Source organism: Burkholderia sp. E168m22, from assembly GCF_001319805.1.
Lineage (GTDB): Bacteria > Pseudomonadota > Gammaproteobacteria > Burkholderiales > Burkholderiaceae > Burkholderia > Burkholderia orbicola.
On the sequence record NZ_BBSK01000019.1, the window covers coordinates 79103 to 97082 of the forward strand.

Annotated in this window: 24 protein-coding genes; 19 read left to right on the forward strand and 5 right to left on the reverse strand. The window is 61.5% G+C overall.

The genetic code is table 11. The features are described 5' to 3' along the window. Nucleotides 1–3 precede the first annotated feature (3 nt). From AP428_RS05385 to AP428_RS05445, 13 genes are all read left to right on the forward strand, one after another. On the forward strand, nucleotides 4–354 hold the full coding sequence (locus AP428_RS05385; RefSeq protein ID WP_054927766.1) for a hypothetical protein: 351 nt from the start codon (nucleotides 4–6) through the stop codon (nucleotides 352–354). Next, the gene (locus AP428_RS05390) at nucleotides 351–1538 is read left to right on the forward strand and encodes a baseplate J/gp47 family protein (RefSeq protein ID WP_054927767.1); all 1188 of its coding nucleotides are present in this window, start codon (nucleotides 351–353) and stop codon (nucleotides 1536–1538) included. The genes AP428_RS05385 and AP428_RS05390 overlap by 4 nt, the downstream gene beginning before the upstream one ends. 2 nt (nucleotides 1539–1540) lie before the next feature. Further along, complete coding sequence (locus AP428_RS05395; RefSeq protein ID WP_054927768.1) at nucleotides 1541–2257, forward strand: DUF2612 domain-containing protein; 717 nt, start codon at nucleotides 1541–1543, stop codon at nucleotides 2255–2257. 21 nt (nucleotides 2258–2278) lie between these two features. Beyond that, nucleotides 2279–3376 (forward strand): hypothetical protein, encoded by a 1098-nt coding sequence (locus AP428_RS37110; protein WP_054927769.1) that lies wholly within the window; start codon nucleotides 2279–2281, stop codon nucleotides 3374–3376. A gap of 8 nt (nucleotides 3377–3384) precedes the next feature. After that, nucleotides 3385–3930: a DUF4376 domain-containing protein gene (locus AP428_RS05405; protein ID WP_054927770.1), complete on the forward strand. Its 546-nt coding sequence runs from the start codon at nucleotides 3385–3387 to the stop codon at nucleotides 3928–3930. A gap of 7 nt (nucleotides 3931–3937) precedes the next feature. Then, nucleotides 3938–5782: a hypothetical protein gene (locus AP428_RS05410; RefSeq protein WP_054927771.1), complete on the forward strand. Its 1845-nt coding sequence runs from the start codon at nucleotides 3938–3940 to the stop codon at nucleotides 5780–5782. A gap of 61 nt (nucleotides 5783–5843) precedes the next feature. After that, nucleotides 5844–6272 carry a hypothetical protein gene (locus AP428_RS37115; protein WP_054927772.1) on the forward strand — a complete coding sequence of 143 codons (429 nt, stop codon included), beginning with the start codon at nucleotides 5844–5846 and terminating at the stop codon, nucleotides 6270–6272. 2 nt (nucleotides 6273–6274) lie between these two features. Then, a complete protein-coding gene (locus AP428_RS05420) occupies nucleotides 6275–6841 on the forward strand; it encodes a lysozyme (RefSeq protein ID WP_054927773.1) in 567 nt (188 codons plus the stop codon). A gap of 77 nt (nucleotides 6842–6918) precedes the next feature. Beyond that, the gene (locus AP428_RS05425; protein ID WP_054927774.1) at nucleotides 6919–7551 is read left to right on the forward strand and encodes a hypothetical protein; all 633 of its coding nucleotides are present in this window, start codon (nucleotides 6919–6921) and stop codon (nucleotides 7549–7551) included. 2 nt (nucleotides 7552–7553) lie between these two features. Further along, nucleotides 7554–7748: a hypothetical protein gene (locus tag AP428_RS05430; protein ID WP_054927775.1), complete on the forward strand. Its 195-nt coding sequence runs from the start codon at nucleotides 7554–7556 to the stop codon at nucleotides 7746–7748. A 42-nt stretch (nucleotides 7749–7790) separates the two neighbouring features. Further along, entirely contained in the window at nucleotides 7791–8255 is a 465-nt protein-coding gene (locus AP428_RS05435) for a hypothetical protein (protein WP_054927776.1), read from the forward strand. Then, nucleotides 8252–8878: an alpha/beta fold hydrolase gene (locus AP428_RS05440; protein WP_054927777.1), complete on the forward strand. Its 627-nt coding sequence runs from the start codon at nucleotides 8252–8254 to the stop codon at nucleotides 8876–8878. Before AP428_RS05435 ends, AP428_RS05440 begins: the two co-directional genes overlap by 4 nt. A 52-nt stretch (nucleotides 8879–8930) precedes the next feature. Then, nucleotides 8931–9131, forward strand: a complete 201-nt coding sequence (locus AP428_RS05445; protein ID WP_054927778.1) for a hypothetical protein — start codon at nucleotides 8931–8933, stop codon at nucleotides 9129–9131. 28 nt (nucleotides 9132–9159) lie between these two features. Here AP428_RS05445 and AP428_RS05450 read toward each other — a convergent pair whose 3' ends face one another. Both AP428_RS05450 and AP428_RS05455 read right to left on the reverse strand, forming a co-directional pair. After that, entirely contained in the window at nucleotides 9160–9549 is a 390-nt protein-coding gene (locus AP428_RS05450; protein ID WP_054927779.1) for a hypothetical protein, read from the reverse strand. Between the two features lie 83 nt (nucleotides 9550–9632). Then, nucleotides 9633–10124, reverse strand: a complete 492-nt coding sequence (locus tag AP428_RS05455) for a hypothetical protein (protein WP_054927780.1) — start codon at nucleotides 10122–10124, stop codon at nucleotides 9633–9635. Nucleotides 10125–10176: 52 nt separating this feature from the next. Here AP428_RS05455 and AP428_RS05460 point away from each other — a divergent pair, with 52 nt between their 5' ends. Then, nucleotides 10177–10866, forward strand: a complete 690-nt coding sequence (locus AP428_RS05460) for an SOS response-associated peptidase family protein (RefSeq protein ID WP_054927781.1) — start codon at nucleotides 10177–10179, stop codon at nucleotides 10864–10866. A 31-nt stretch (nucleotides 10867–10897) separates the two neighbouring features. Here the strand turns inward: AP428_RS05460 and AP428_RS36630 are convergent, their stop codons facing one another. Further along, a complete protein-coding gene (locus AP428_RS36630; protein ID WP_156349307.1) occupies nucleotides 10898–12058 on the reverse strand; it encodes a hypothetical protein in 1161 nt (386 codons plus the stop codon). A 1205-nt stretch (nucleotides 12059–13263) separates the two neighbouring features. Here AP428_RS36630 and AP428_RS05470 point away from each other — a divergent pair. After that, complete coding sequence (locus AP428_RS05470) at nucleotides 13264–13779, forward strand: GNAT family N-acetyltransferase (RefSeq protein ID WP_054927783.1); 516 nt, start codon at nucleotides 13264–13266, stop codon at nucleotides 13777–13779. 92 nt (nucleotides 13780–13871) lie between these two features. Here AP428_RS05470 and AP428_RS05475 read toward each other — a convergent pair whose 3' ends face one another. Beyond that, nucleotides 13872–14336 carry a hypothetical protein gene (locus AP428_RS05475; protein ID WP_054927784.1) on the reverse strand — a complete coding sequence of 155 codons (465 nt, stop codon included), beginning with the start codon at nucleotides 14334–14336 and terminating at the stop codon, nucleotides 13872–13874. A 301-nt stretch (nucleotides 14337–14637) separates the two neighbouring features. Here AP428_RS05475 and AP428_RS05480 point away from each other — a divergent pair, with 301 nt between their 5' ends. Continuing rightward, nucleotides 14638–15033 (forward strand): hypothetical protein, encoded by a 396-nt coding sequence (locus AP428_RS05480; RefSeq protein ID WP_054927785.1) that lies wholly within the window; start codon nucleotides 14638–14640, stop codon nucleotides 15031–15033. 768 nt (nucleotides 15034–15801) lie between these two features. Here AP428_RS05480 and AP428_RS05485 read toward each other — a convergent pair. Further along, complete coding sequence (locus AP428_RS05485) at nucleotides 15802–16545, reverse strand: DUF695 domain-containing protein (RefSeq protein WP_011545326.1); 744 nt, start codon at nucleotides 16543–16545, stop codon at nucleotides 15802–15804. Between the two features lie 190 nt (nucleotides 16546–16735). Here AP428_RS05485 and AP428_RS05490 point away from each other — a divergent pair, with 190 nt between their 5' ends. The 3 genes from AP428_RS05490 (at nucleotide 16736) to AP428_RS05495 (ending at nucleotide 17979) form a co-directional block, all read left to right on the forward strand. Further along, complete coding sequence (locus AP428_RS05490) at nucleotides 16736–17044, forward strand: hypothetical protein (RefSeq protein WP_011545327.1); 309 nt, start codon at nucleotides 16736–16738, stop codon at nucleotides 17042–17044. A gap of 40 nt (nucleotides 17045–17084) precedes the next feature. Continuing rightward, a complete protein-coding gene (locus tag AP428_RS34720; protein ID WP_082409318.1) occupies nucleotides 17085–17333 on the forward strand; it encodes a hypothetical protein in 249 nt (82 codons plus the stop codon). Nucleotides 17334–17436: 103 nt separating this feature from the next. Beyond that, a complete protein-coding gene (locus AP428_RS05495; RefSeq protein ID WP_054927786.1) occupies nucleotides 17437–17979 on the forward strand; it encodes a hypothetical protein in 543 nt (180 codons plus the stop codon). Nucleotide 17980 lies beyond the last annotated feature (1 nt).

Below are 17980 nucleotides of genomic sequence, written 5' to 3' on the forward strand. Positions count from 1 at the left end.
CCCATGCGATACCGAAAACTCGACGCTGACGACGACTACGTCTTCGGCGGGTCGGCGAACGACTTCCTCGTGAACTCGCCGGACGCCGTCGCGCAGGCCGTGATCACGCGTCTGCGACTGATTCGTGGCGAGTGGTTCCTCGATACGACGGTTGGCATGGATTGGCCGGCCGTGATCGGGAAGAACACGCAGGGCACCGCCGACGCGGCGATCCGCGCATGCATCCTCGGCACGACTGGGGTCACCGAGATTACCGCGTATGCGAGCTCGCTGGACAGCACGACCCGCAAGCTGACCGTCACCGCGACGATCACGACGATCTACGGCCCCATCACCTTCGAGACGACCCTGTGACGACGACGCTCACCACTGTCGCGCCGACCATCAGCGCGAGCGGCATAACTGCGCCGACTTATGCGGACATCTACGCGTACTTCCAGGCGAAGTACCAGGCGATCTATGGGACGGACGTCTACATCGATCCGGACAGCCAGGACGGTCAGCTGCTCGCCGTGTTCGCTCAGGCGATCGCCGACTGCAACGCGGTGTCGATCGGGATTTATAACTCGTTCAGCCCGGCCAAGGCGGTCGGCGCCGCGCTGTCGAGCAACGTCAAGATCAACGGGATCCAGCGCGAAGCAGCGTCGTATTCGAGTGCCGATGTGACGCTGAGCGGCCAGGCTGGCACGACGATCACGAACGGGATCGTGAAGGACGGCAACAACAACCAGTGGGCGCTTCCGGCTACCGTAACGATTCCGCCGGCCGGCGTGATCACGGTTACGGCGACGTGCACGACGATCGGCGCGATCGCCGCGCTGGCCGGCACGATCGACCAGATCGGCACACCGACGCGCGGCTGGCAGACGGTGACGAACCCGGCCGACGCCGCCGTCGGCGCGCCGGTCGAACCCGATGCCGCGCTTCGGCAGCGCCAGACCGTATCGACGGCGCTCCCGTCGCAAACGGTGCTCGATGGGATCGTCGGCGCAGTCGCAAACCTGCCGGGCGTGACGCGCTACGCGCCGTACGAGAACGACACGAGCTGGACCGATGCGAACGGCATCCCGTCGCACTCGATTTCGCTGGTCGTCGAGGGCGGCGACGCAACGGCGATTGCGAACGCGATCGCGGTGAAGAAGACGCCCGGCGGCGGCACGTTCGGAACGACGACGATCGTCACGACGAACCGCTACGGGATGCCGGTCCCCATTCACTTCTTCCGGCCGACCGACGCGCCGATCTCGGCCGTCGTGGCGATTCGAGCTCTGACCGGATATACGAGCTCGATCGGCGCCGCGATGCAGGCGGCGATCGCCGCGTATATCACTGGCGTGGCGATCGGCGGCGGTGATGCGCAGGCTGTCGAATGGGACAACTGCATTGCCGCGGCGAAGTCGATTCCGGGGGGCAGCACGTTCAGGATCGAGAGTTTGACCCTGACCGGCCCGCGCGGCGTTGGCGCGCCCGATGTCGCGCTCCTGTTCAACGAATCGGCCTCGTGCACGGCCGACCAGGTAATGATCACGACGGGGTAAGCATGGCCAAACTGGACGATTACACGGCGCTGATCACGTCCGAGCATAGTGACAAGCCGAAGTTCGTGGCCATGATCGAGATGCTGTCGGCGCCGCTGGTCGATCTGATGAACGTGCTCGGCGGCATGCCTGCATTGTTCGATCTCGACTCGGCTGTTGGCGACCAGCTCGACGTCGATGGCGAGTGGATAGGCATCGCCCGGCAGATCAACACGCCGCTGATCGGTGTGTATTTTTCGTTCGACGTCGATGGTCTGGGGTTCGATCAGGGTGTATGGAAAGGTCCATACGATCCTGATACTGGGCTCGTTTCGCTGGACGACGAAACGTACCTCATGGTGCTTCGCGCGAAGATCGCTGCGAATCATTGGGATAGCACGCCCGACAGCGCAGGTGAGATTCTGGAATCTCTCGCCCCGCCGGGGACGTTCGTGTTCATCCAAGACAACTGCGACATGTCGATCACGATTTGCGTCGCAGGCAAGCAACCGTCAGCACTGTATGCGGCGCTTCTGCAAAAGGGCTTTCTGTCGTTGAAGCCCGAGGCGGTGCGCGTGAACTATGCCTTCTCGTCGTTGGATGGAACGCCAATTTTTGGGTTCGACGTCGAGAATCAGTACGTGTCCGGATTCGATGTTGGCTCGTGGTCGGCGCCGACGCTGACTGCTCAAAACCTTCTCGATTACACCTTCATCACGGACCAGTCTGGTCTCGCATAAAAAATTCCCATTGGAGATTACATGCCTCAGAACGATTTTCTTCCGTTCGCTTCCGGCGCGGGGGCCAATGTCCTCTCCCAGGCGGCATATGCTGCGCTGGCTGCGATCGCCCAGGGCTTCCAGTCTGGAACGGCTCAGTCGGCCGCATGCAACAAGGCGTGGCGGCAGTCCAGTGTCATGGCAGCAGTCCTCGGCGCGTTCATCAACGCGCGGACCGGACAGGACGCCATCGATGACGGAACAACCGCCACGCTGCTCGCGAATTTGCTGAAGTCGTCGGCGGCCCTGAATGGCGACAACACGCAAACCTTCAGCGTCGCGGCCGCGACTCAACCGAGCCACGCAGCTCAGTTGGCGCAGGTGGGCGGCTATGCCGGTTTCGTTGCGTACAACGCCAGCCAGGTCCTCACGAATGCGGTGGCGAACTTCGCAGTTCAAAACTATGCGACCGGGGCTGTGACGTTCACGCTTCCGCTCGGTTCTACGATGAAGGTCGGGCAAATTCTCGACCTCTACAACGACGGCGGCTCGACGCTCACGATCGCGACCCAAGGCGGCGACTACATTGCCGCCAATGGGCAGGTTCAGCCTTTCGTGATTCAGCCCGGCGAGAGCCTCAAGGTTTTGTGGCGCGGCACTCCCACGAACCAGGAATGGGACGTTGTAGGTGGCTCCGCGCACTCGATGAACAAAGTGCGTGCGTCGGGCGGTTACTGGTCGACCTACAGCCCGTCGCTGAGCGTTGGCCTCACCAACAATTCCACTTCCAACATTCAGTCGGTCAACGTTTCTCTTCCGGCCGGGAACCCGGGTGCAAAGTATCGGCTGATCGTGCGCTCGCATTTTGTGGTTCAGCAGCAGTCTGCTTCGACGGGGTTCCAGAACTTCGCGAGTCAAATCAACGACGGGACTTCGACTGTCGCGGCGGCGGGGTGGCTCGGCTCGGGCGTCAATTCGACGGGCACCACGCAAAGCTTCGACGACATGCTGATCATGGGACCGTATTCGGCTGGACAGGCGATCACGTTGACGCAATCGGTCAACCAGGCGGGCGGCTCGTGGAACGGCGTCGTCACGCAGGCGACGCTCAACGTGCAGGCTGTCCTTTCGGCAAATTGAGGATCTAGATGAATTACTACCTGGTCGAATCTGACGGCATTATCGCCGGCTGCCTTGCATTTCCGTCGTGGGAAGAGGCGCCGAAGGGCGCCATCGAGGTCACAGAGGATCAGTACCGTGCGGCGGTCGCGGCGCCGTATGGCGCGATCTGGAACGGTACCGACGTCCTGCCGAACGCAGCCCCGGTGTTGTCGCTCGAAAACGCGAAGGCCGCGCAACAGTCACTGATCAAGGCCTCGTACAACGCGTTTGTTCAGCAGCCCGTTTCGTTCGAAACGTCTGGTGGCGTGACGGATATGTTCGACGCCGATGGCGCAAGCCAGAATACGCTGATGCAGGCGACGCAGGGCTATGGCCTGGCCGGCGATGTTCCGGCGGGTTTCTATTGGGTATCGGCCAGCAACACGAAGGTGCCCTTCACCCTGGGCGATCTGCGCGGGCTGTATCAAGCAATGCTTTCCCAAGGGTGGGCCGCCTTCCAGAAGAAGGAGGCCCTCAAGTCGCAGATCGACGAAGCGGCTACCGTTGAAGATGTCCAATCGATCATTTGGTGAAATCGGCATGAAGATCTTCTACGCGGTGATGCGACTGATCGTGCTGTTCGCGGTCGCGGCTGCGCCTTCCTTCGCGCAGGTTCCGGGTTTTATCCCCGGACAGGTCCTGACCGCAGCCCAACTGAACAACGCCTTCCAGAGCATGTTGCCGCTGACGGGCGGCAGCATGACCGGACCGTTGACCGTGCCGAGCGTCACGGCGACCAATGCGGTGTCCGCCAGCACGGGCTCGTTTGCGACGCTCAGTACCACGGGATCTGCCACCCTCAACGGCTTGACCGTGACGACTGCGCCGTCGTTTTCAGCGCCCCTGGGGTTCTCGAGCGGTGGCACGGGGGCGACGAGTGCTGTCGGCGCCACTGGCAGCCTGCAGTATTTGCAGGGGTCTACCGGCAGTGTCGCGCGCTCGCTCGCGTCGAAGTTGCAGGACACGATCAGCCTGTTGGACTTCGGCGCGGACCCTACCAACACGCTCGATAGCACCACGGCGTGGACGAACTTCGTTGCCGCCGTCAAGATGACGGGCAAGCGCGGCGAGATCCCCGCTGGCACATACAAGATCACGTCGCCGCAGACGATCGATCTTGCCTCGATTTCCCCGAAGGGAATCTATATCTGCGGTGCCGGCCAGTATTCAGCAATGCTGGATATGACCTCGGTCACGACCTCGCCGGCGCTTCAGATCATCGACACGGGCAACGCCGGCGGCGGCGCATTCTATTCGACATTCTGCAATTTCGGCATCAAGACAAACCTTGCTGGGACTGCGCTTCAGCTGGGAAAGACCGATTTCAGCGATGCGTTGAATGAATTCGAATTCCGAAACATCTGGGTCGGAAACAACAGCACGTCGGCGCTCGCCAACGCGATTCAGGTCAACTATGTACTGAACACGCACTTCTTCGCCGTCATCGCCGCGAACAACGGGCACGGGGACGCGTGGCAGATAAACGCAGGGGCCTTCAATGTATGGGCTGGCGGTTCCGGCACCTATGCTGACAATGGCTACCATCTGACGGCAGGAGGCGCCGGCACCGGCACGATCTCGGGCAACATCTTCATGGGGATCGACCATGAAGTGAACGCGGTCGCCAACGTAAAAATCGACACGGCCAATGCATGGGGAAATACGTGGATCGGTGGCACGTTCGTCTATACCCCCGGCACGAGCTACGCATTTGCCGCGTCGGCTGGTCACGACAACACGATCATCAGCCCTGGGACGCTGGCCTATCCCAGCGGCACGCCGACGCTGTCCAATTTTTTCAACGGAAGCGTCGGCATCGGGACGCTCAACACGTTCTCTCAGACCACGTTGCCGGGCCAGGTCACGACACCGGTTGCGAATATCAGCGCGGCGGCCGGCGCGTCGCGGCCGGTGTACTTTCAGACGAACGGGTCGAATCGCTGGGCCGCGTACGGAACTTCTCAGGCTGAGACAGGAGGAAATGCTGGAACGAATTTCAGCATATCTCGATATTCTGACTCGGGGGTGTTCATCGATAGCCCGATCGGGATCGTGCGGTCGAGCGGTCTCGTCAACATCAACGATGGTCTTGCCGTGAACGGTTCCATCACCGCATCGACGACGGGCGCCATGCCTCTCTATACCAGCTCGGGCGCTGCAGTGAATGCCCCGCACATGGTCAACGGCACATCGACGCTGAGTTCTGGAAGTGCAACGGTAACGCTCAGCGGATCTGCTGTTTTCAGCTCTGCGACGAGCTATGTGTGCTCGGCAAATGATTCGACCGGCGCGAATCCCGTGAAGATTTCTAACACCTCGGGATCGCAGTTCGCGCTTACCGGATCGGCAAACGATTCGATCTATTACATGTGCGCGGGGAATTAGCACAACCTGCTCAGAGCCAATGGTCGCCCTCGAGGCGGCCTTTTTCTTTTCCGGGGGATGAATGACCGACAACGTATCGGGGAACGCGCGCGTCGAAGAGCGCTTCCGTGCAGGAGAGAAGCGTTTCTCACGGCTTGAGCGGCGTATCGACGCGAGCGACGAACAGGTGAAGGCTCACCTGCAACAGCAGGATGTGCACCTTCAACAGCAGGACGAGAAGATCGATACGCTCGTCGCCGAGATGGCTGACCTTCGAGCGGATACGAAATCGATCCAGGCGAATACGCAATCCATGGTTGACACATGGGAGGGCGGCGCGCGCGTGGTGCGTGCGTTGTGCCGCCTCGCCGATGCCTGGCGATTTCTCGTGAGACACGTCGCCGGCCCGACGCTCGCGTTCGGCACGGTCGGTGTGATCGTCTTTCGCTACATCCGACACGAACCCATCCCCGATTGGGCGAGCGCCGTCGTGAAACTGCTTCTGGGATGACCATGACACCACAAACTCTTTCCGCTGCGCTGCAGATTCCGCTCGCGCGCGCGACGCTGTGGGCCGACCCGCTGTCGGCCGCGATGGCGCTGTATGCGATCGATTCACCCGCGCGGCAGGCCGCGTTTCTGGCGCAGTGCGGGCATGAATCCGGCCGGTTTCAATGGCTACGCGAGATCTGGGGGCCGACACCCACACAGCTCACGTACGAGCCGCCCTCCGCGAAGGCGAAAGCCCTCGGCAATACGCAGCCTGGCGACGGGTTCAATTTTCGCGCAGGCGGTCTGATTGGTATCACCGGCCGCTACAACTTCCGCGTGATGGGACAGAAGATCGGCGTCGACCTCGAGGGTAACCCCGATCAGATCTCGCAGCCCAGCGTCGCGGCCGAAGTGTCGGCGCAATTCTGGGCCGACAACGCGTTGAGCGCATTCGCCGACGCCGGCGACTTTCTGTCGATCACTCGAGCGATCAACCTCGGCAATCCGCGCTCGGCGGCCACGCCGAACGGAATAGCCGACCGGCTGGCGCTCTGGGGGTCGTGCAAGAAGGCGCTCGGCGTGGTCTGACGTACCAGTTTTCGATTTTTCGAAATTTCGCAATCCAGCCCGGCCGCGCGCCGGGCTTTTTCGTTTCCGGACCAGACATGACCAGATGCAGCCATGGCGTTGCGCTCGAGCACCGCTGCGAGAAGTGCACGGCCGAGGGCCTCGCCAGCCTTCCGAAGATCGCCGGTGAGCACGCCGTGCGTGTGACGGACGTCGAAATCGAGTACTACCCGGACCATCCGCCGCGCACCGAATCTGCGACGTTCCGGCGCACGAAGAAGGAAGGCCACGCGGCCGGCCTGCGCTGCTCGATCAGCGGCCAGCCTGACCCGGAATATCACCACCTGTTCTGCGAGTGGGCGGACTCCGACGCGATCGACTGGGTCATCGTGCGCGGCGTCGCGCTGGGCGACGTCAAGGAGCTGCCCGTACTTGACCCGGCGACCGACAGGCCGACGAAAGAACTGTATCCGGTCGAGGAATCGTTCCTGTGGCTCGTCTGCAAGCTCGTCGAGCTGCGCGGCTTCGACTGGCATGCATTCGATCCCGCGAAGCCCGAAACCTTCGTCGACGCGATGACGAACATGCTGCCGCTCTCGGCCAAGTTCCACCGGTCGCCGACGCACGGTATCCATCACCGGTCATTCCCGACCTTCGTGTTCCAGGCGTTCCCGCGCAAGGCCGGGTTCGTCTTCACCCCGGACGAGCTCGTCCAAGACCAGAAGGAGTAGTCATGCCGAAATCCATTCTGCAAACCGGTGCTGTCACGTTCACCGCATCGTCGTTCGTCCCGCTCATCGATTGGGCTGCATCGGCGATGGGCGTGAAGATCCCGCTCGACGCGCAGCTGCAGCTCGCGGCCGGTTTGATCACGCTGGGTCATGCCATCGTCAATCGCTTCTTCCCGCAAGCCACCACTCAGCAGTAACCGCCAGCCGCGCACCGCGGCACCACTCCCGAAGGAAGCCCCATGAAAAAGCTCATGCCGCTCGCGGCAGGTATCGTTGCGTCCGCCCTCATCGTCGCCGCCGGCTGCACGACGGCCCAGCAACAAAAACTTGCCGATCTGGCGGCGAACGCCAAGGTGCAGGTCGCGCAGGCCTGCGCGGTCGTGCAGCCGACGCTACTCGACCTGAGCGCGTCTCTGCCGAACGATGCGAACCTGAAGCAGCTCGCCGCGGACAACGGTGAGATCTGTTCGGCCGCGAAGGCGCTCGACCCGACGAGCGCACAGTCGCTCGTGAACACGCTGATCCCGCAAGCGATCGGCCTGGTCGGCATGCTGCCGATCGATCCCGCCGCGCAGGCATCGATTCGCCTCGCGCTCGGCGCTGCGTCGATCGCGCTGTCGAACTGGCTGGCGGTCTACAGCACCCCGGCGGCGCCTGCGCCGGCCGCCGCGTCGACGCCTCTCGCGGGCGCGCCTCTGCAATGACCCCACGCGACTACGCGCTGCTCGCCCAGGAGGCGTATTCCGCGAAGCCAGACATCGGCAAAGCGGACAGCGCGTCGCGCGCGATCGTGCGGCAGACCGCCGGCGGCCTGGTCGTCGCCTTTCCGGGAACCGACAACCTCGATTGTGTGGCGGCCGACTTGGATGCCCACCCGATCGACGTGATCGGCATCGGCCAGGTGCATCACGGATTCTGGAAGGCGTGGGGCGCAATCGCCGTCGACGTGCTTGCGGCGATCGATGGCCGGCCGGTGACGCTCGTCGGGCACTCGCTCGGCGCCGCGATCGCGATCATGGCCGCGTCGGCGATGGTGGTCGGCGGCAACCCGCCGGCGGCGGTCTACGGCTTCGAGCCGCCGCGGGTGAGCACGAACGGCAGTGTCGCGGCACTCCTCGCGCAGGTGCAGCTCTGCCTTTACAAGAACGGGAACGACATCGTGCCGGACCTGCCGCCGGACTGGCATCACGCCGGCGCGATTCGGCCGATCGGTCGTGCGGCGCTGCCTTTCCCGAATGTGATCGATCACGCGGTCGCGCGAGTAATTACAGCGCTCGCCGAAATCGAATCACCGACCGACAATGCGAGCGCGACTACGACGCGCTGACGCCGATAGGTTGATCTACTAGACTTCCGTCGTCTGGGTGACGGAGGCTGTCATGGACAAACCTGAGATCGACTGGAAAGTGGCCCCGAAGACCGCTCGCTGGTGGGCCATGGATGCCGACGGACGTGCGCACTGGTATTGCATGCCGGACATCAAGCCGTTCACGAACTTCTGGGGCGTCGATATGGTTGAGGCCCCGATGTTCGAATTCGGCGGGGACTGGCGGGTGAGCTTGGTCGAGCGGCCAACGTGACCGCAGGCGGTGCCGGGAGCGGTAGGGGCTAGTTGATCGGCTCGAGGTAGAATCCGCGCGCGGTCAGGTCCATCGTGACGTCGCTGAACGAGTCGAAAATGTCGTATCCGCATTCGACGTACGTGGTCTTGGAATCGAACCGGAGTTCCTCGACGTTGCGCTTCCATGTAAGCCGCACGTCAGTCGAGTGCCCCGGATCGAAGTGGGTGACGATCAGGTACGGGGGACGAACGCCGCGAGGCGGGTACTGCGTTCGTAGCACTAGCTCGACGTTCACGACGACATGGTGTTCCGGGATGCGGTCCGCGTAACGCAGCAGGTACGCCCGCAGCGAATGGCCGTCCTTCCGGTCTTGCGCTGAGGCGATGCCAAACCAGTCGTCGTCGGAATCGCTGAATTCTTCCGCAATTGTGCGCATGTCGGCCTCCAGTGCGACGAACGTTCAGAATGCCACAGGTGCGTCGCTATCGCGCGATCGTCCGAGCCCCGTAAAGCCCCGCACTACCGCATCCTGGCCCGCCGCATCTCGTCGCGCAGCAGATGCATCAGCCGATACAACTGGCCCTGCGCGCCGGCAAGGTCGCCTTTGTTCGCGACGTTCTTGTCGGTGTAGAGGTACCAGTCCTCGATGCGCTCGAGTGACTTCCTCAGCGCACGGATTTCGAGGATTAACCACCGCACCTGAAGGTCCGTGTACTCGCGCCACAGAGTGCGCAGCTCGGCGTCGGTCGGGGCATCGAATTCGGGCACCTCCGGTCGCAGCTTGAATCGTGGATCCGTCAGGGGAACGCGGTTGCGATCGATCCTGGTCGCCTCGATCGGTGCGGATGTACCGAGGAACACCGATCGCGGGTCTTCGTCGATCCAGTGCTCAAATTCGCGTTTGGTGAGCTCGACCGGGGTCCTCAGGCGGTTCTTCTCGCCTTGGAATCCGTACTCCCAGATGTAGGCCCACTGTGGCTTGATCACGGCAGAAATACTGTATAAAAACACAGTGTATCCCGAGGTAAGATGGGGCCGTCAAGATCGAAAATAGGGGACGGCGATGTGCACGAACTACGTCGCGCCGGGCGAAGATCCGGGCCTGAGCGAGCTCAAAATCGACCACTTCCGCGATCTATACCGCTGGACGCCGTGGAAGCCCGAGATCTACCAGGACTACGACGCGCCCATCGTGGGCTTCGTCGATGGGCAGCTCAAGCCGCTGATCGCCAACTTCGGCTTCTGGCCGCGCGCGCTCCAGAAGGCCAACGTCGAGAAGGCGAAGGAGCAGGGCCGTAAGCCGCCGATCATCCGTAGCACGATGAACGTGCGCGACGACAACCTCGGGAAGTCGCCGCTGTACGGGCCGGCGTGGCGTGCTGGGCGCCGCTGCCTGATTCCGGCGAAATGGATCTATGAACCGAACTGGGAGACGGGCAAGCACATCCGATACCGGATCGGGCTGGCCGGCTGGCGGCCGCTATGCGTCGCCGGCATCTGGCGCACGCTGCAGCGCCCGGGCGGCACTGAGCAGCACACCATGGCGATGATCACGGTCAACGGTGACGACCACCCGATCATGAAGCACATGCATCGGCCCGGCGACGAGAAACGGTCGGTCGTGATCCTACGGCCGGCCGATTGGGAAGAATGGCTGACGACGTCGAACGTTGAGGCTGCGCGGGCGATGCTGCAGCTTTATCCGTCCGAGGAAATGGTAGCCGAGGCGCTACAGAAAATTACGCTTACTTAGCGAAATGATGCGCGGTAAACCCACCGGTGAACTAGCCCACACGTGCCGCCAGCATTCGCTCTAGGTGTTGTTGTGCGAGCGCAGAGGGCATATGCGTTTTCGTGAATTCAGCCAGTTCGGTAATGGCTAGAATTTGTTTGTCATTGTTAAACTTTGCAATGCAACGCCCGACAACATAACGTTCCAGGAGCTCAGGGCGCTCAGCGAAATCGCTGAGATTGTCGCGAAGTTGATAGACAAAGTCAGCGTCCTGCCAGCGCTCTAGTTGGAGTAGCTCTTCTCCGGCGAATCCGCAGTGGTCACTGGTCAAAAAGCTGGACGCGATGCCCTGCCCGAGCAAACGTTCGGTATTCAATGTCCAATAGGCTGGATTCGGGGCCCTTACGAGGTGGGGTGACCGAAGTCGACTCGACGTGTCCGGAAAAGCCGCGCCGAATCCGCCCTGCAGAAAATAAATGCCTATGTTGCGCCCCGTGCCTCCTCTTGGTCGATCATCCCCGAACTCCATCGCGTAACCGCCCCCCTTATCGGTGCCGAATCCGATTGGTTTCGGTTCTGGACCCCACTCTTCGAGATATAGCGGGTCTGAAGTAACGTCCGCGTAATTAATATAGCGAAAATTTCCGCTGTCTGAACACAGTGGAACGACGATGCCGCCTACGCTGGGAATTTTCGGATCAGTTATGACGCTGCGCAGTGAGTCGAACAGACGTGAATAAAGGTCACCTTGGACGGGCTCAGGCAATCTGAGAAACTGCATGGTCGCTTTATTGGGCTCAAGCACCTCTGTACTTGTCTCCCGGGCGTGAAATGCCGCCTGGAATGCCTTGAACGCTACCGGGTCCCCAACGAACCCCGCGGGTGATTCCGTTACCTGACCATCTTTGACCAAGTAAAGATGGGGGCGGCCGATCTCGATGACCATCAACTCATAGTCTTTTCCCGCGCGCTGGCTCTCCGTGGCGATTGAAACTATCGCGTCTACCTTGCTGCACTCCAAATAGCGGCGCACATCTTCTTCGAATTGTGGCTGATTTCCGGCGAATCCTATGGCGATGGTGTCCGAGACGATATATTGTTTTAGACAACCCTGAAGTATCGGATTGGCGTTCGAACCCCTGGAACACGTTAACGCGGTGTCACCCAACATGTAAGCTTGTCCGTCGTGCACGCGGCCGACAATTAAAGTCATTTTCTACTTCTCGGTGGCACTGGATGCTGCCACTGTACCCTACAGAAAAAATGACCGCAGAGTCCGCAACCTCGGTATGAGGGAAATTTCTCTGGAAGATGAGGAAGTCGCGCTACGCCAGAGAAGGTGCTCACGGCGTCATATGTTCCAATGTTCCTCTGCAACCCCATGAAATATAACAAAAATGTATAAGGATTGTGATTCCTGTCGTCGTGGGTTCGAGTCCCATCAGCCACCCCAACAAATTCAAGCAAAAAGCCCGGTTCGATGAACCGGGCTTTTTGCTTTCTGGCGTTTGGACACAGCTGTCGTGTGTCTTGGTCACGGCGTTTTTAACGAAGTGGCATCCCCGTATTCAACGAAACAATCGCGATGCCATTTTGGCCTTGCGCTTCAAAAGAGCGATTGCGTAAAGCGCGCTGCGCGACAGCAACATCAAGTGCATGTAAGGGGACACCCTCTGCACAAGAGAATCAAATGCAATGGCGAGGAATTCGATGGTTACGAAATCATCGTCGAGTCCGTGCAGCCGGTGTCGGGCAGCATGTGGACGCCGAACGTTCTGGTTAGTAAAGACGGAATCGAGTCGCCGTGGCGATATGACTTCGATACCGAATATCGGAAATCAGACGAAGCAACGAGGGCGGGTGTCGAAATCGGGCGCGTGTTCGTGCGGTGGTATCGGCCGATACCACCGCTTGTCCGGCATCTGCAATGTGATGCCGAAGAAGGCCTAGGCCTGCTTCGTTTCGCGTTTCCTTGTCGTTGCGCCGACAACGTTCGTACCAGTTTACCCGCAACGCTTCCTTTCCCGCCTAAGGTTCCCCTGCGCCGTGCCGTTATCTTTCCTGGACAGCCCTCGTGCCTCGAATGCTGATCCGTTTTCTTGCCTGCTCGCGCAAAACGCGGGCAGGCTTTTTTCGTTTACGCCCGTTCATAACAGATTGATTGGCGGAATCGAACAGAGGTTTGGCACAAACCGACAAAGCGCAACAGTCTTGCATGCGTGTAATGTGTGACCTTCCTCGTGCCCTCATGCTTTGCAGGGCCGTTCGATCCCGACGACCGGAGAAGGTGTCGGGATTTTTTTTGCCCGCGTACCGACCTCCCAGCAACGAGCCCCTGCGAAATGCATCTCGCAAAGCACGGTATATTTTGCGACGACACCTGTCGATCAAGAGAACCCGCAGAAGGAGTTGCAACCGATGCCGGACACCCGGACCACACTGCGCGCGGCCACGCCCCACGACGCGAACCACATCGCTCGCCTGCACACGCTGAGCTGGCAAACCGCCTATAGCCATATCCTTCCGGCCAGCTATCTGTCCGACGAGGTGCCGACGGAACATGCGGTCCGGTGGCGCAAATACTTCGATAGAAACGCGAACGAGTGGGGCCTCGTACTGATTGCCGAGTCGAATGGCGAGCCGGTCGGCTTCGTCAGCGCCGAACGCCCCGTCGACCCGGCGCTTGGTGCGTTGCTCGACTGCCTGCACGTCCATCCTTCGCATCACGGCGGCGGCACGGGCAAGCGCATGATCGAAGCCGTTCGCGCGTGGGCCCGGTCGATCGGCGTGGACAAGGTCCATCTGCAGGTGCTGGAGGGCAACGTGCGTGCGATCGGGTTCTACGAACACAACGGCTGGCAATTGGCCGGTGTCGAAACCAGCCGCATCGGCCAGACGGAAGTCAGCGACCGGATTTATGCGATCCAGGCTTGAATGCTTGCCGGTTCGATGTAGCGACGGCAAGCGAGTGCGCCTGCGCCTGGCCGCAATGGAAGCGGTAGGTGAAAGCCGCCCGGACTTTGCCGTCACTCGCCGCAATACCGCACAAGCAAATCGGCTTCGGTCTCGTGGATTTCGACGGGCAAGATCGTCGCACCGGCATGCGCGAGATAGCGCGCGCGATGCTGGCCGTTACGGAACGATGCGACGCCGATTTTCGACAGGCCGGGAATGCCGAGCAATGTCCGCGTTCTCGTCTCGCGAAACGTGATGAACGGCATGTCTGGAATCCGCTCCCGGCTCGGATCGAGGAATTCGCGAATGCCCGCGGCCTTTCCAGGCGCCCAGTACTGAACCGACGGCAGCACATAGTCGGTGGTGTCGCGGTCGGCGCAGGCCAGCAGTTTCTTCAGGTCGATCGTCACGACCCGATGTCGAGAGTCGTCGGACGAGAATACCCGCTTGAGGTGCGTGTAGGCATAGGGAGCGTGTCCGGGAAGCTGGACGATCCAGATATCTACGCCGCTTTGTCGTGCGTGAGCGAGCGTCATGATTTCCTCTGGTGGCGCAAGCGGTCTTTGTGATTCGAGTTTAGCAGCGCGATGACGACTGCGGAGCAGGTCGATACCGGAAACAGGAAAACGGAGCGGCTGACGGCGCCATCGAAAGGGTGGCAAAAAATGAGGGCGGTCATACGTCGACCGGCCATATCGACAATTCGCGAGAATATCGCGATAACGCCAGCGAGAATGGCGCCCCGAGTGAAATTCACACAAGATTCACACAGTGTCGCGAAGCGCGTCAGGCGCCGGGTATCATAAAAATTGAGAGGGCGGATTGAGCGGAGAAACCATGTCGTCGAAACTCGAGATCGAATATCTCGATTACCGTTTCACCGCGACGCTCGAAATCACGGAGTCCGGTCGTACCGTCGTTGTCGACAGGCAGCTCGAATCCGAGACGCGAAGCAAGACGCTCGCGTGGATCGTGTCCGATCGGTTTCTGGCGCGCAATGATTTCGCCGATGAAGAAGACGCACGCGCCAATATCGTCGCGTGGCTGGAGCAGCTTGCCGATCCGAGGCCCGTCGTATCGACCGGAATTGCGACGGCGAGCGCGATGGTAACCGGGACGGTGGCGACAGATTCGTCGACAGCCGGAATCGTCGGCGATGCCGCCATTGAAATCGTCAGCAATCTCGACTGGATCGCTTGGGTTGCCGACTGGTTTTGCAGTGGCTCGTCGTAGCGAAGAATGCGCGTTTTCGTGACGCAGATCATTGTGTGCGCGAAATTCTGCACAAAAAACGGAGTGGAAATCGCCTGGTATGAAAAAATAGAATAATCCTGCTTTGACAATACTCGCGACTTACCGGAAACTGCGCCCGGGCCTGAAAATTCCACTTGAATTAATACAAAATAAAACACCAGAAATGAAAAAAGAACGCTGTCGATGGCCGTCGCAATGACGACTGCCGCCGGCCTGACAGGTTGTACTGCGATGCGGTCCGAAGACGGCGGATACGAAGAAACTCGCGACCGGTTCCTCGTCAACGAGACCGACAGGCAACGCGTCGGGCTTGAATCATGACGATATGCGCCGGGACGCGAGCCTGCCGGTTGCCGTCACGTTGTCACTAAAGGGTGAGTTGCCGCACAGACCGTCGCGCGACCCGCGATCACAATTTGACCGGTTGACCGTTCTTCCCCGGCCCGGTCAACCATTTCCCCGCTCGCTCGCGCAGGAGCGGGGGCTTTTTGCCCCTCGACGCCGGAAGGTTGCGTCGGCGGAACCGGACAGGCGTTCGGCGGGCTGCGCGACGGCACTCGTTCGCACCCCGACATCCGTTCGCCCGATCCGTACGAATTGCTTTCCTCGTGCCTGAGCGAACCCTCAGGCCCATCGCCGGTTGTTGCCGGCGATGCCTTGATCCCGGCGGCGCGTAACAACGCTGCCGGGATGTTTTTTGCGTCGCATGCGTGACGTCACATCACGCGCAACCGGCACGCACTCCGCTCAACCTGCCTGTTCGACGCTGGTTTCCCATCCGTCGTAGTTCCCGCCGAGCGCGCGTACCTCGCGACTGAGCGCGACCGTATGGCGCGTGATGTCGGCGAGCGCGAGCGTGCCTTCGTGCGAAAACCGCACCGCCGACTTGCCGTCTTCGGTTGGCGCGACCGATTCGACCGGATAGCCTTTCGCTTCGGCCCAGTCCGCGAACTGGTGCGCGTCGCTCGGGTCGGGGAAGTATGCCCAGTGCATCACGCGCCGGCTCACGTCCGGTGCGTCGCCTTGCTGCCGCAGCGCATCCAGCGTGCGCATGTCGCGCATGATCTGCCAGTCGTCGTCGGTCGGGTAGAGCGTCTGCCAGTATGTCGTCTTGTCCGGATCGTCCTGGTGGGCGTACTGGAGCGCATAGGTCGTCTGGTCGGCCAGCGAGTCGACGATTTCCGCGGCTGCCTCTTCGTCGAACGGCACGTAGAAAAGAAAATCCCGGTTGCCGTCGACGGTGATGCGGCCGACCTGCACGCCGCCTTTCGCGATGATCGCGGCGTCGAGCAGATCCTCGATCTTCGCGAGATCGGCGAATTCGTCGCCGGTCGGCAGCCCTTCAGGCGACGGATGCGCAAAGGGGACCCGCACGCTGAGCAGCGACGTGCGCGGATCTCCTTCGGCGATTTCCGCGAAGCCGTGGTTGAAGCTGATGAAAGCCTGATGGTCGCCCATTCTGGCAGGGAAGGTTCCCCAGGCGTCGCTCATGTGTTTCTCCCGTACACGATCGTCTGTTGACGGTTGCAAAGCGTCCCAATGTATCATCGAAAATCGCGTTGGCCGAAGCAGCGCACGCGATCGCAGGCCGTGCGCGCCGCGCGGGCGAGATCCGGGTTGGTCGCAGCGCGCCGCGCGCCGCATGCATGCGGCCGGCCGCAAAAATTCAAGGGAGATGCCGATGTCGACGTTTGCGGTGAATGGTGTCCGAATCGATCCGCTCAGCGCGCGCGTGACGCACGTGCGCTGGGCGGCCGTGAACCCGGCCGATCGCTCGTGGGCGGCGACGCCCCGCGAGGCCCCGGTGGCGGACGTGGCGCGCGCGCTCGCGTCCGGTAACGATGTCCGCGCGATCTTCTCGGCATCGGACACCACCGCAATCGGCCCCAGGCTGAAACGCGTGCTGTATCGCGATGCGTCCGAAGGCATCGAACTCGACATCGATGCAACGAGTGAGTCGCGCACGTTGCGCGATCTGCCGCAGATCTGACTGCGGGCCGTTACTCAAAACGAATCGCGCGAGCGTACCCATGATTCTCTCCAGATTCGCCATCGCCCCGCTGGCATTTGCGCTCTGTCTGACGCTTGGCGCCTGCCAGACCGCGTCCGGGCCGTCGCCCGTGCAACCGTCGCCCGAGACCGCGTCGGCGACCGTTCCCGCCTCGTCGCCGCCGGCCGCGCCGATTCGCGGTATGGGCGTCGCGCCTCGTCTGGCTGGGCAGAGCCACTGGGCCATCGGGCAATGCACGACCAACGGTACCGTCAAGGTATGCAATTGACCGACGTCGGCGCAACGGCGCGTGATTCGCGACATCGGGATTGGCATCCCGACATCGTGCCCACATTGAGGAACCGACGGCCGTCGACACGAGCCCGCGTGAAATGAACGACGCACACGAAATGACGGATTCCGGCTGGCACGTCGATCCGGTCGCGGGAACGGTCACCGGTTCGTTGCCGGTCACGCTGGCAGTCGACAGCCGGAGCCTGAAAAACAGAGCGGTCGTGTGTGCTGGGCTGGCCGCAGCGACCGTGTGCGGTTATGTGGCCGCCCCGACGCTCTGGCCGGTAGCGGCGCTGGCCGTGTTGCTGGCGCTGGCCAGTGCCGCGTTGTTCGTCTCGTCGCGGCGCAAGCTCGCGCTGCAGGTCGACGAGACGGGCTTCCGGCTGATCGGCTCCGCGCGCGAAAAACCCGTCACGCCATGGCGTGAGGTCACGGAATTCCGGATCGTCAGCATCGCCGGTAATCGTTACATCGGCTATCAGTTCTCTACCTATTCGTCGCGCACGAAGGTGCCGGGCGGCGTGATGCTGCCGATCGCGCGATTTGCCGATCTTCCGCTCGACGCGGTGGCCGCGTTGCTGGAAGCCTGCCGCCGTCAATTCGGCCTGCCGGACGAACCGGCCGACCGAACGGGCCGATGAC

Coding starts and splice junctions, on each gene's coding strand:
- AP428_RS05480 (WP_054927785.1), top strand. CDS start 14,638: ATGTCGTCGAAACTCGAGATCGAATATCTCGATTACCGTTTCACCGCG.
- AP428_RS05405 (WP_054927770.1), top strand. CDS start 3,385: ATGAATTACTACCTGGTCGAATCTGACGGCATTATCGCCGGCTGCCTT.
- AP428_RS05490 (WP_011545327.1), top strand. CDS start 16,736: ATGTCGACGTTTGCGGTGAATGGTGTCCGAATCGATCCGCTCAGCGCG.
- AP428_RS34720 (WP_082409318.1), top strand. CDS start 17,085: ATGATTCTCTCCAGATTCGCCATCGCCCCGCTGGCATTTGCGCTCTGT.
- AP428_RS05475 (WP_054927784.1), bottom strand. CDS start 14,336: ATGACGCTCGCTCACGCACGACAAAGCGGCGTAGATATCTGGATCGTC.
- AP428_RS05495 (WP_054927786.1), top strand. CDS start 17,437: ATGAACGACGCACACGAAATGACGGATTCCGGCTGGCACGTCGATCCG.
- AP428_RS05395 (WP_054927768.1), top strand. CDS start 1,541: ATGGCCAAACTGGACGATTACACGGCGCTGATCACGTCCGAGCATAGT.
- AP428_RS05385 (WP_054927766.1), top strand. CDS start 4: ATGCGATACCGAAAACTCGACGCTGACGACGACTACGTCTTCGGCGGG.
- AP428_RS05450 (WP_054927779.1), bottom strand. CDS start 9,549: ATGCGCACAATTGCGGAAGAATTCAGCGATTCCGACGACGACTGGTTT.
- AP428_RS05435 (WP_054927776.1), top strand. CDS start 7,791: ATGAAAAAGCTCATGCCGCTCGCGGCAGGTATCGTTGCGTCCGCCCTC.
- AP428_RS05420 (WP_054927773.1), top strand. CDS start 6,275: ATGACACCACAAACTCTTTCCGCTGCGCTGCAGATTCCGCTCGCGCGC.
- AP428_RS05445 (WP_054927778.1), top strand. CDS start 8,931: ATGGACAAACCTGAGATCGACTGGAAAGTGGCCCCGAAGACCGCTCGC.
- AP428_RS05440 (WP_054927777.1), top strand. CDS start 8,252: ATGACCCCACGCGACTACGCGCTGCTCGCCCAGGAGGCGTATTCCGCG.
- AP428_RS05470 (WP_054927783.1), top strand. CDS start 13,264: ATGCCGGACACCCGGACCACACTGCGCGCGGCCACGCCCCACGACGCG.
- AP428_RS05460 (WP_054927781.1), top strand. CDS start 10,177: ATGTGCACGAACTACGTCGCGCCGGGCGAAGATCCGGGCCTGAGCGAG.
- AP428_RS37110 (WP_054927769.1), top strand. CDS start 2,279: ATGCCTCAGAACGATTTTCTTCCGTTCGCTTCCGGCGCGGGGGCCAAT.
- AP428_RS36630 (WP_156349307.1), bottom strand. CDS start 12,058: ATGACTTTAATTGTCGGCCGCGTGCACGACGGACAAGCTTACATGTTG.
- AP428_RS05485 (WP_011545326.1), bottom strand. CDS start 16,545: ATGAGCGACGCCTGGGGAACCTTCCCTGCCAGAATGGGCGACCATCAG.
- AP428_RS05410 (WP_054927771.1), top strand. CDS start 3,938: ATGAAGATCTTCTACGCGGTGATGCGACTGATCGTGCTGTTCGCGGTC.
- AP428_RS37115 (WP_054927772.1), top strand. CDS start 5,844: ATGACCGACAACGTATCGGGGAACGCGCGCGTCGAAGAGCGCTTCCGT.
- AP428_RS05430 (WP_054927775.1), top strand. CDS start 7,554: ATGCCGAAATCCATTCTGCAAACCGGTGCTGTCACGTTCACCGCATCG.
- AP428_RS05425 (WP_054927774.1), top strand. CDS start 6,919: ATGACCAGATGCAGCCATGGCGTTGCGCTCGAGCACCGCTGCGAGAAG.